Origin of the sequence: Polyangium mundeleinium, from assembly GCF_028369105.1 — a bacterium.
In the GTDB taxonomy this organism is placed as follows: Bacteria; Myxococcota_A; Polyangia; order Polyangiales; family Polyangiaceae; genus Polyangium; species Polyangium mundeleinium.
In genome coordinates, this window is sequence record NZ_JAQNDO010000001.1 from 10160402 (window position 1) to 10171118 (window position 10717).

The 10717-nt window shown below is 70.0% G+C and carries 7 protein-coding genes; 4 read left to right on the plus strand and 3 right to left on the minus strand.

Annotated elements, in window-relative coordinates; genetic code table 11:
• The first annotated feature begins 1 nt into the window (after position 1).
• On the plus strand, positions 2-820 hold the full coding sequence (locus POL67_RS40100; protein ID WP_271926132.1) for a hypothetical protein: 819 nt from the start codon (positions 2-4) through the stop codon (positions 818-820).
• Between the two features lie 3 nt (positions 821-823).
• On the opposite strand, the gene POL67_RS40105 is transcribed toward POL67_RS40100, so the two are convergent.
• Positions 824-2500: an FAD-dependent monooxygenase gene (locus tag POL67_RS40105; protein ID WP_271926133.1), complete on the minus strand. Its 1677-nt coding sequence runs from the start codon at positions 2498-2500 to the stop codon at positions 824-826.
• Between the two features lie 89 nt (positions 2501-2589).
• Between POL67_RS40105 and POL67_RS40110 the strand changes: the two genes are divergently transcribed.
• From POL67_RS40110 to POL67_RS40120, 3 genes are all read left to right on the plus strand, one after another.
• A complete protein-coding gene (locus tag POL67_RS40110) occupies positions 2590-3831 on the plus strand; it encodes a hypothetical protein (RefSeq protein ID WP_271926134.1) in 1242 nt (413 codons plus the stop codon).
• Between the two features lie 13 nt (positions 3832-3844).
• Entirely contained in the window at positions 3845-5533 is a 1689-nt protein-coding gene (locus POL67_RS40115; protein ID WP_271926135.1) for a hypothetical protein, read from the plus strand.
• 224 nt (positions 5534-5757) lie between these two features.
• Complete coding sequence (locus tag POL67_RS40120) at positions 5758-9354, plus strand: hypothetical protein (RefSeq protein ID WP_271926136.1); 3597 nt, start codon at positions 5758-5760, stop codon at positions 9352-9354.
• Here the strand turns inward: POL67_RS40120 and POL67_RS40125 are convergent.
• Together POL67_RS40125 and POL67_RS40130 are read right to left on the minus strand one after the other, a co-directional pair.
• On the minus strand, positions 9351-9968 hold the full coding sequence (locus tag POL67_RS40125) for a hypothetical protein (RefSeq protein ID WP_271926137.1): 618 nt from the start codon (positions 9966-9968) through the stop codon (positions 9351-9353). The genes POL67_RS40120 and POL67_RS40125 overlap by 4 nt on opposite strands.
• Positions 9969-9976: 8 nt before the next feature.
• Complete coding sequence (locus tag POL67_RS40130) at positions 9977-10567, minus strand: hypothetical protein (RefSeq protein WP_271926139.1); 591 nt, start codon at positions 10565-10567, stop codon at positions 9977-9979.
• Positions 10568-10717 lie beyond the last annotated feature (150 nt).

A 10717-nucleotide genomic window follows, 5' to 3' on the forward strand; every position in this document is an offset into this window, starting at 1 on the left:
GATGGGATTCCTGGGCGGAGGCACACCGGAGAACGTCACGTCGAACAGCGATGCGAACTCGAAGCAGGTCTCGTCGCCGGACGAGGGCAGCGCGGTCAAACCGTGCCCCTGTGATCCGAACAAGACGATGAGCCCGCAGATGAAGGCCGACATCGACGCGGTCAACCAGAAGCTCGACACGGCCATCGAGAACAACCAGAAGAACTACGACGCGAAGGTCGCCCGTTATGCCAAGGAGAATTGGCCGCACGACGAGAACATCGCGAACATCAAGGCGCGCGGCGAAGCGCTCAAGCAACGCAAGAAGGATCTGAACGACAAGATCAACGAGTGCGCCTGCTACGGCGACGGGCTCATGAACCTCGCGAACGTCGTGTACAACGAGGCGGGCTCGCACAGCATGAACGCGAAGACGGCCGTGGCCTACGCGTACATGAACCGCACGCAGGGCAATCCGCGCGCGCCGGTTTCAGCCTCCGAGATCTCGCATTACAAGTCGATCGGCACGCGCGCCCAGGGCGTGAACGACAGCAACGCGGGGCTCTTCGCGAAGAACATGACGGAGTCGATCGAGGCCGCCTGCCGCAGGCTGCGCGACAAGGATCCGACGAAGAACGACCCGACGAACGGCTCGACGCACTGGGTGAGCCCCGACGCGCTGCCCAAATCCGCCAACGGCTGCGGGAGGGGCTTTTTCGCGAAAGACGGGCGCTGCTTCCCCACGTGGACGGACGCAGATTATGAGCCCAACGTCCGCGAGACGTTGGCCGAAGGCGTGCCCCGCGGCGAGTTCATCTTCTACCGCGGCGTCCGGTACTGACGATCAAACGAAGAGACGATCGAGCCAGACCGCGAGTTTGTCCTCGTCCGCCGGCTGGCTGCGATACCCGACGTATCCATCGGGTCGCACCACGTAAATGCACTCGGATCGCGCGCCGAACCGCCGGTGCAATTCGCCGTCCGGATCGAGCAGGACGGGCACGTCCGCGGGCAAGGCCGTGGGGAGCTCGGATCCGGGGACGATCACATACGCCCGCACGCGATCGCCGAGCCGCGCCCGCGCCGCGGCCACGATACGCCCGAGCCGCTCGTAGCCCTCGTTCGTCGCGGCCGCGCCGTCGAAACAAAGAAGCGTATGGTGCGTGCCGCAGATCAGGTTGTGCAACGTATCGCTGCCGACCGGCATGTCCGGCACGCGCGCCCCGGGCGCGGGGCCGTCGCCGAAATGGATCCAGTCCGACAACCCCGGACGTTCGTCCGATCCGGTGAGGCGAATGTTCCACAAGGACGATTGATCCTGCCCCACAGCCGGGCTCTTGGGATAAGCGACCTCGATCTGCGACACCGTCCGCCCCGCGCGCTCCTTCACGAAGCCGAGGCTCGTGACGAAGCTCATGAGATGGTTGCGAATCCCGATCGTGAGCGGGCTCTTCATGGTGAGCGCCGTCTGGAGCCCGCGCGTGCTCACGTCCGTGAAGCGCAGCGTCTCCTCGGCCACGGGCCGCCGCTCGGCCTCGTACGAGTCGAGCAGCGCGTCCTTGGCCACGCCGCGCGTGACGAGCGCGAGCTTCCAGGCGAGGTTGTACGCATCCTGGATCCCCATGTTCATCCCCTGCCCGCCCGCCGGGCTGTGAATATGCGCCGCATCGCCAGCCAAGAACACGCGGCCGACGCGGGAATGCGGGGCGAGGCGGCAATGAATGTGGAAATCGATCATCCACGCCGGATCCCCGAGGGACGCGCCGGCCGGGCCGCGCTCCTTCAAGAGCTCCTGGAACGTCTCCAGCGCGACGGGGCGCTTGTCGTCGGCGTCGACGAACGTGAGCATGCGATACCGCCCCTCGCCCGGCAGCGGGAAAAACCCGAGCATGCCGTTCGGGCCGAGGAAGATCGCGATCTCGTCGTCGTGCACGGCGACCGGCAGCTCGACGCGAACGTCGGCCTGCAGGAGGCGCACGTCGTAGGTCGAGCCCTCGAACGGCAGGTCGAGCGTCTTGCGGACGGTGCTGTGCGAGCCGTCGCAGCCGAGCAGATAAGGCACGCGCAGCTCTTCGACCCAGCCGTCCTCGGCGGCGAGCGCGACCGTCACGCCGCCCTCGTCCTGCGAAAAGCTCTCGAGCTTGACCTTGCGCTCGACCTTCACGCCGTGCACGCGTTCGAGGTGCTCGGCGAGGACGATCTCGGTCTCGCGCTGCGAGAGGCTCAGCAAAAAGGGGTAAGGCGAGTCGATTCCGCCGATCTCGACCCGCGCGATACGCTCGAGCGTGGGCGAAAGGATACGCGCCCCCGCGACCTGCCGGCCGCGCGCGAGGATGGGGTCGATCACGCCCATGTCGTGAAAACATTCGAGGGTGCGGGCGTGGATGATCTGCGCTTTCGACCAGATCGAAGGGCCTTCGCCCTGGTCGATGATCCGGCACGAGAGGCCGTGCCGCGCGAGCTCCGAAGCCATCACGAGCCCGACCGGGCCCGCCCCCACCACGAGCGCATCCAAAGCCATCGCCGCTCCTCCCGTACGCCGCGCCGAACGCCGCGGCCTTTCGGCATCATACTAGAAAATCTGCGTGTTCGAGGGGTAGGATTCGCACGATGCCGGAACGCAAGGACTTCGGAGATGCCCTCGTGAAGGCCGCGCTCGCGCCGATCCAGGCCGCGAACGCGCACTTCGGCGAGGGAGCGATCGGCGACGGAATCGCCGCGCTCTCGAAGGCCGATCTGCTTGCCGCCCTACGGCAGGGCATCGAGAAGGCCGCGGTCGTCTTCAAGTTCCGGACGGTCGACGTCGAAGCGCTGCTGCCGTGGGACGCACTCTTGCCCGCGCTCGATCGGCTGGAGGCCGCGCAGATCGCCGCGCTGCGCGTCGTGCAGCAACACGCGGCCGCGACCGGCAGTCCGCTCTCCGGCCCTGTGCGGGGCTCGGCCCCCGACACGCGAAAGCACACGGGCGCCTCGGCGCTCTTCAAGGTCGCGAAGCGGTTTGCCGCCGATCCGCGCATCTGCAGCCCGCTCGAAGGGCTCGCGACGGAGGTCTCGGGGTGGGAGACGCTCGTCTCGCAGTGCGGAGATCGGCTCGAATCGAGCCCGCTGCACGCGCGGTATGCGCGTCGGAAGATCCTGGTGCGCGTGGCGCTCGTGGTCGTCGTGCTGGGAACGTTCTCGGTCGCGGGGCGATCGGCCTACAAGAAAAAGCAGATCGATGACGCGCGGGCCCGCGTCGACGTCGCGCTCCGCGCCGAGGATCCCTGCGCGACCGAGCGGCTCGCGCCGGGCGACATCACGCTCGCGACGCCGGAGCAGGTGACGGCCGAGAAGTCGCGCCTCGAAGCCTGCGTGTCCGGGCGGGCGCGCGCCAAGTACGTGGCGGCCTGCGAGACGCTCGCGAAAAACTTCGACGCGGGCAAACTCTCGCCGGACGACCTCGCGATCGCCAAGGAGGCGGCTCCGCGCCTCGAACGCGCGCAGAAGCGCGAGCTCGGCGTGGACGATCTGCTCGTGACGCCGAAGGACATGCCTTGCCAGGACAGCCCGTCGAAGGATCGGTTCTTCGGGACCTACGCGGCGGCGGCGGCGTCGTCGACGAACGTGTGGACCGAAGCGACGCGCGTCTCCGACGACCTGCGCGACGCGCTGCGCGGCAAGGATCACGCGACGAAGCCGTACCGGGACGAACTCACGCGGCGCGCCGAGCCGGCGGCGGCGAAGGCGATCGTGACGGGCAAACCCGAGGACATGGAGCTCGGCCAGAAGCTCTGCGACTTCGCCGCGTCGTTCGGGATCGAGCGCGGGAAAAAATGCACGGGGCTCGCGTCGGTCCTGGCGAAGAAACGATGAGAAAGGGGCGTCCGTGAGCGGCGAGCGATTTTACATGGCCCACCCGGGCGCGTTCTTGATCCCGGCCGAGCATCTCGACGAGGAGGGGATCGCGGGCCTCGCGTGGGAGGAGCGGGAGCTGCTCCAAGGCCGCCTCGGTTTTTCCGAGGAGCACATCGCCCTCTTCAACCGGGGATATCGGCTCTACCGCGCGCGCGCCGCCTCGCTCCACGCTCGCGCGCCCGGCTCGTGGCTGCCGCCGCGCAAGGCAAACCTCCTGCTCGTCACCGATCCGGCGCGCGTGCGCCCCTACGCCGAGCCCTTCCTCGGCACGACGTGGTTTCTCTACGCCTCGGATCTCGATCCCACGCGCTCGCACGAGGAGTACGTCTGTTATCAGCTCTTCCACGTCGAGCGCCTCGCCTTCCTGAAGGCGCTGCGCGCGGCGGTCTGCTTCAACCTGAGTTATTTCCTCGATCGCACCGAGGACGAGCTGCACGATTTCTCGCGCGCCGCCTCGCGCGCCACGCGGCCGGATGCGCCGGCTTTCGTGGCGCTCGCCCGCGCATTGCCCTGGATCCGGACCCTCTATCACCTGCCGCTCCGGGAGCCGCCGCCGGAGCGCAGCGAGGGGCTCGGCCACGTCGACGGCGCGGATCTTTTGATCCCCAAGGAAGTACGGCCCGATCTGCTCGCCCTCTTCGGCGCGTTCGACGCGGCCGCGCGCGAGATGCAGGCGTCGTTCTTCGCGGCGCAAGCCGCGGCCAGCGCCGAGGGCCCCGCGCCGGTCGACATCGTGTGTCGTTTCCTCGCGGAGGAGCGGCCCGACGTCGTGCTCATCGATCCGGCGGGAAAGGTCGTGTATCGGCCCGAAGACGCGGACCCACTCGACGACGCCCGCGCAGCGCTCGCGCCGCTCGTTTCGACGCAGGTCGCCGAGAGCCTGCGGGAGGACCTCCGCGTTGTCAGCGAAAAGAGCCGCGCCGTGCTCGCTTCCCTGCGGAATCCGGACGTGCTGCCGCGGACGAGCACGGAGGTGGATCTCGAAGGCGGCGTGTACATCCGGGCGGACTTGCGTCGCATCGTCTACGAGCTGCGCCAGCCCGGCTTTGATCCGCTGCGCGAGGAGGCGCCGCCCTACCACCGGCAGCTCCTCGCCGCGCGGGTCGTCCACGAATGGGGCCACCTCGTGCACGAGGCGGGGCTCGTCCGCGTGCACGAGGCGCGAAAACGCGAATACGAGACGGCCCTCGCGCTCGTCGAAAGAAACTGGGAGACGATCGTCACCCACATGCCCGCGCGCCTCGCCGAGGACGTGAAGCACGAGCTGGAGGAGTTCGGGGCCGATCCCGCCTCCCCTGGGCCCGCGCTCGCCCGGGTCACACTCGCGCGGATCGCCGATTACGCGTCGAACGTGTTCTTCCGGAGCTACCTGCGGAGCGAGGAGCTCCAATCGTACATCCGAACGAACGTGCGCCACCACCTGAACGAGGACCTCGGGCCGCTCGCGCAGCTCGCACGGCACGCCCTGGAGCTCCAGTACCTCGGGCTCGCGTCGGGCGGGGATCCGCTCCCGTACTTCCTGGATACGAGCTACTTCGACGCGTATTTTCTACGAACCAAGGTCTACGCCGAAGGGGAGATGCGAGGCCTCCTCCATTCGATGCAGCGGCTCTGCCACGGCTACGAGCTCGACCCCGAAGCATTCGTCGCCATGCCCTGAGAGGGTGTTCCACAGGCTGCTGCGCGGCTCGATGCGTCGGTCGGCTTCGCTCGACGTACAGAGTACGCCTCGCTCGGCCTCCCTAGCCTCGAGCCGCTCGCGACGCCTGTGGAACACCCTCTGAGCCCGGGCCGCCGGTTGCTCGCAACCATGCGAATCGCGCTCGCAGCGATGCGATGAAAGGATGCTCGACGCCGCCCGGTGAATTGGGTAGGGGGTCGCGCATGCGCGCGTTCTCCCTGTCATCGATCGGAATCTTGTCCCTCCTCGGCGCGACGGCATGCGGGGAGCGAAGCGGCGCCCCCGAGGAGCGCCCCCGCGACGTGGAGACGCGCCCGAATTCCGCGACGGTCGAGATGCCGAGCGCGCTCCGCGCAGCGGCGATCGCGGCGCAGCAGGCCGAGGCGGGGGAGGCCTATCGTTTCGTCCGGATGGAGCCGGGGCGACCGCTCCGCGCGGACAACCCCGCGCAAGGGTTCGTCGCGGCCATGGATGGATCGGCCGTCCGGATCGAGAACGCCGCGGGCGCGGGCGAGGCGTTCCAGGTATCGATGGCGTTCGCGGGCGTCGGCTGCAAAGGTGATCTCCGCGCGCCAGCGCCCGCCGAGCCTGTGGCTTCGGGCAACCGCACGGAATACCGGCGCGGGGACGTGACGGAGTGGTACGTGAACGGTCCGCTCGGGATCGAGCAGGGCTTCGACGTCACGAAGGACCCGGGCTGCAAGGGCGGGCTCTCGCTCGAAATGACCGTGTCGGGCGGGCTCGGGCCCGCGCTCGCGCCCGGGGGCGAGGCGATCGAGCTCGTCGACGAAAAAGGCCTCGCCCGGCTCCGGTATGGCGAGCTGTTCGTCGCCGACGCGACGGGCAAACCCGTGCCGTCTTCGCTCGCAGCGCAGGGCGGGCGCATCACGATCCACATCGACGACGCAGGCGCCGTCTACCCGCTCCATGTGGATCCACTCGTGGCCATCCTGCGCGGGAAGCTCACCGCCGCCGATTCGGCGGCGACGGATTACTTCGGCACCTCCGTGGCGATCGACGGCGACACGGCCCTGATCGGCGCCGAGGGCGACAGTTACGCGGGCGGCACGGACGCGGGCTCGGCGTACGTCTTCGTCCGCAATGGCCTCACCTGGAGCCAGCAAGCCAAGCTCCTCGTGGCGGGCGCGGCCCAGAACGATTTCGTCGGCTCGTCCGTCGCGCTCCGCGGCGACACGGCGCTCGTCGGGGCCCGGGGCGACGACACCGCGGCCGGCGTGGATTCGGGCGCGGCGTACGTCTTCGTCCGCAATGGCACAACGTGGTCGCTCCAGGCGCAACTCCTCGCGTCCGACGCGGCGGCAGGAGATGCGTTTGGCGCCTCGGTCTCGCTCGACGGCGACACGGCCGTCGTCGGCGCCGATCTCGACGACACCGCGGCCGGCGGCGTGGATTCAGGCTCGGCCTACGTCTTCGTCCGGACCGGGAGCACCTGGACGCAACAAGCCCAGTTCCTGCCGAGCAGCGGCGTCGCCGGAGGCGTGTTCGGGCGGTCGGTCGCGGTCGAGGCCAACACGGCCCTCGTCGGCTCGCCGCACGGGACCGCTGCGGGCCGGGTGTACGTCTACGTCCGGAGCGGGGCCGTCTGGACGCAACAAGCCTCGATCGGCCCGGCGGACGGCGCGGCGGACGACCGGTTCGGCAGCGCGGTCGCCCTGAGCGGCGACACGGCCCTCATCGGCTGCCCCTACGACAACGCGGCGTTCGGGCTCGATGTCGGCGCGGCCTACACGTTCGTGCGCACCATGAACACGTGGACGCAACAAGCCAAGATCCTGCCGAGCAACGCCGCGGAGAACATGACCTTCGGCAATGCGGTCGCGATCCGCGGCGACCGGGCCGTCATCGGCGCGTGGCACGCCGAGCCCCTCTCCAACCTGTTCACGGGCGCCGCGTACGTGTTCGTGCGGAGCGGCAGCACATGGTCGCAGCTCGCGCAGATCAAGGGGACCGATACGAGTTATGGCGACTACTTCGGCAGCAGCGTCGCCTTGAGCGACACCTTCGCCCTCGTCGGGGCGGTGGGCGAATCGTTCGACGCGAAAATGGACGCGGGCGCGGCGTACGTGTTCGAGCTCTTCGAGCAGCTCCCGAACGGCGCGGCCTGCAATGTCGCCCAGGAGTGCGTGAGCGGCTTCTGCGTGGACGGCGTGTGCTGCAACAATGCCTGCGGAGGCGGCGTCTCGACCGATTGCCAGGCGTGCAGCGTGGCCCAGGGCGCGGTCACGAACGGCACGTGTGGCCCTTCGGTGAACGGCACCGTGTGCCGCGCGGCGAACGGCGCCTGTGACCTCGCGGAGACGTGCAATGGCTCTTCGACGAGCTGCCCGTCGAACAAATACACGACCGCCGGAACGGTCTGCCGCGTGGCCGCGGGCGCGTGTGACGTGCCGGAGACGTGCAGCGGAAACAGCGCCGCTTGCCCCACGGATGCGATCGCGCCCGCGGGGACGTCGTGCCGGCCGCCCGAGGGCGCTTGCGACGAAGCCGAGTTCTGCACGGGAAGCGCAGTGGTTTGCCCGGACGATACCTTCAAGGCGACCGGCACCACCTGCCGCGCGGCGGCGGGCATCTGCGACCTGGCCGAGCTTTGTCCAGGGGATGCCGCGGCTTGCCCGGCGGACACGCTCAAGGCCGCCGGCACGACCTGCCGCGCCTCGGCGGGCGCCTGCGACGTCGCCGAGAGCTGCAACGGGAGCGGCGTCACCTGCCCTGCGAATGCCTTCTCCCCGGCCGGCACGACCTGCCGCGCCTCGGCCGGCGCCTGTGACGTCGCGGAGGTTTGCTCCGGCAACACGGCGCCCTGCCCCGGCGATACGCTCGTCCCTGCCGGTACGACCTGCCGCGCCTCGGCCGGCGCTTGTGACATCGCGGAGGTTTGCCCCGGCAATACGCCGGCCTGCCCCGGCGACACGCTCGTCGCGGCCGGCACCACCTGCCGCGCGGCCGCGGGCGCGTGTGATCTCGCCGAATCGTGCACGGGCGCAGACGCCGCGTGCCCGACCGACCTCCGCGCGGGGCCGGCCGTGACATGTCGTCCCGCGGCCGGGCCTTGCGACGTGTCGGAGGCGTGTGACGGCGTGAGCGAAAACTGCCCGTTCGACGGTGTGGCGAGCGTCATGACGATCTGCCGCATGGCGGCCGGTCCGTGCGACATTCCGGAGAAATGCGACGGGGTCGGCAAGGGCTGCACGGCGGATTTGATCGCGGACACGACGGTCACGTGCAGGCCGGCCGCGGATGCGTGTGACGCGACGGAGAAATGCACCGGCGTGGATACCGCGTGTCCGCTCGACATGACGGCCCCCGATGGGACGGCGTGTGGCAACAAGGTTTGCCTCGACGGCGAATGCACGGGCGCGGGCGGAAGCGGCGGCGCGGGCGGAAGCGGAGGCGCGGGCGGCAGCGGCGGCGCGGGCGGCAGCGGCGGCGCGGGCGGCAGCGGCGGCGCGGGCGGCAGCGGAGGCGCAGGCGGCAGCGGCGGCGTTGGCGGCAACGGCGGCGCAGGCGGCAACGGCGGCGGTGCTGGCGGCGTCGGCGGCAACGGCGGTGCTGGCGGTAGCGGCGGTGCTGGCGGTAGCGGCGGCGTCGGTGGGAATGGCGGCGCTGGCGGCGCTGGCGGCAGCGGTACCGGCGGCGCCGACACCGTCGACCCCGCGGACGACGGCTCCTGCGGCTGCCGCGTGGTCGGCGCGCCTCCCGCGTCGACGCCGCTCGCCTTGCTCTCGCTCGTCCTCGCCGCGGGCGCACGCCCCTTCCGGCGGCGTCGTTCCCGCCGCTAACGGATCCGCTCCCGCAAATCCGGCCTCGTCCGCGGGTCCTTGAAGGTCACGTTGCTCGTCGAATGGGCGGCCGAGATCCCACCGAGGATGCCCGAGATGGGCAGGAGCAGGACGAGCCCGGTGAAGCCCACCGCCGAAAGCGCAGTCTGCGCGCCTTTCTCCTCGGCGAGCGGGACGCCGATGACGCCCGTCAGCATGAGGGCGCCGCCCGTGATCATCGTGCCGAGAAAGATTCGATAGAGCGTGTCGTATGTCGCCTGCGAGGTGGTCTTCACGTCGAGCCAGACCACCGGATCCTGCGGCGAGAACAGCTCGAAGCTCGACGTCGGACGGGCGCCGAGGGCCTCGACGTGGAACCGCGCGCCCTTCCGCACGGGGATCACACGATCACAGGGCGCGGCGCAGGCGGGGACGTCCTGGTCCCGCCGCTCCTCGACGAGCGTCGCGGCGGGCTGATCCGCGTCGATCCGTACGTGGACGTGTTGCTCCGGCGCGGCCGGCGCGCTCGGCGGAGCGGCCGGCTTCGGCGGGCGGAGCGGCGACGAGCAGCCGGCCATGGCGAGGAGGAGCGTCGCGCTCAAACAAACGGTTTTTCCGCGGGGGCAGATCGACATGACGCGCCTCAAAACCGGACGGTCACGATCCCGCGGGCCTGTTCGCGGCGGGGATCGGGGAGGACCTCGACCTTCGTTTCCGACACGACGAGGAGCGGAATGCCGACCGCCATGGCGACGCCGCCGCCGATCGCCGCGCCGAGGCAGCCGTATTTCAGCCGGTCCTCCACCCCCTCCCCGCTCCCGAGCGCGTCGCCGACGGCTGCGAGGAGGAAAATGACGCCCGACATCAGCGCCGCGGCCCCGCCGGCCGTGGCCAACGTGATCCCGCCGTAAAAACCCCCGTGGCTGCCTGTGTCGACGCGCAGGAGGACCCGCGGGCCCGCTTGTCCCAACGTGAAAGGCTGCGCGCGCGGGAAAGCGCCCTCGATGGAGAAACGGTCCGGCGGATCAAAGGCGATCCCCCGGTCGCAGGGCGCGGCGCAGACGACGTCCCCGAAACGGCCGACGTTCCGCCGCAACGAAAGCGGCGCGTCGGCCTCGATGTGCACGAAGGCCTTGACCGTGGGCTTGGGACGCGGGTCGGGCGCGGCTTGCCCGAACGCGACCGGGGTCCCGAGGAGGAGAGCGAAGCCGAGGAGGAGGGAGGGCAAACGCATGGAGGCCCGGAGGCGCCATCGTAGAGCGGGACGGTTCGGCGTTCTAGAAGATCGCGCAGCGTTCGGCGCTCCTCGATCACGGGCTCGCCGACTCCGATGTCGAAGGGGGTGGACTCCGATCACGGACTCGCCGACTCCGATATCGAAGAG

Bases quoted from the DNA above. Each gene is read 5' to 3' on its own strand.
- POL67_RS40125 (WP_271926137.1), bottom strand. From the start codon at position 9,968: ATGTCGATCTGCCCCCGCGGAAAAACCGTTTGTTTGAGCGCGACGCTC.
- POL67_RS40110 (WP_271926134.1), top strand. From the start codon at position 2,590: ATGCCGGAACGCAAGGACTTCGGAGATGCCCTCGTGAAGGCCGCGCTC.
- POL67_RS40105 (WP_271926133.1), bottom strand. From the start codon at position 2,500: ATGGCTTTGGATGCGCTCGTGGTGGGGGCGGGCCCGGTCGGGCTCGTG.
- POL67_RS40130 (WP_271926139.1), bottom strand. From the start codon at position 10,567: ATGCGTTTGCCCTCCCTCCTCCTCGGCTTCGCTCTCCTCCTCGGGACC.
- POL67_RS40100 (WP_271926132.1), top strand. From the start codon at position 2: ATGGGATTCCTGGGCGGAGGCACACCGGAGAACGTCACGTCGAACAGC.
- POL67_RS40120 (WP_271926136.1), top strand. From the start codon at position 5,758: ATGCGCGCGTTCTCCCTGTCATCGATCGGAATCTTGTCCCTCCTCGGC.